This is a genomic window from Paenibacillus sp. EKM301P (genome assembly GCF_011800295.1).
GTDB lineage: Bacteria > Bacillota > Bacilli > Paenibacillales > Paenibacillaceae > Paenibacillus > Paenibacillus polymyxa.
The window spans coordinates 1-479 of sequence record NZ_JAALFM010000083.1; the positions used below are offsets into that span (position 1 = coordinate 1).

General features: G+C 49.1%; 1 protein-coding gene. It reads left to right on the forward strand.

The window, feature by feature from the left end:
* On the forward strand, positions 1 to 479 hold a 479-nt coding region (locus HFD99_RS24920), incomplete at both ends, for a condensation domain-containing protein (protein WP_238797308.1).

Consider the following 479-nt stretch of genomic DNA (forward strand, 5'->3'; position numbering starts at 1 on the left):
CTGGAAAACATTTATTCGTTAACCCCTATGCAAAAAGGCATCCTGTTCCACGGCTTCATGGAGCCGCAATCCGGGGCATATTTTGAGCAGGCGACATTTGATCTACAAGGCAGCTTCCAAGTGGAGGCTTTTGCCGAAAGCCTCAACCAGCTGGTGGATCGCCATCAAATATTCAGAACGAATTTTTATAGTGGCTGGAATGAGCAGCCTTTACAGGTAGTGTACCGCCATAAAGCGGCTGGATTCCGGTTTGAAGATATACGTTCAATGGGACAAGAAGAGCAGGCCGCATACCTTGCTGATTTTGCGGAACGTGACAAAGCGGCAGGCTTTCATTTCAGCTCCGGCGAGCTGATGCGGGTGTCTATTTTACGTACAGGTGAGGAGTCGTACCGTTTTGTGTGGAGCTTCCATCATATTTTGATGGACGGCTGGTGCTTGTTCCTGGTTGTCGGGGAAGCGTTTCATACGTACTTTGC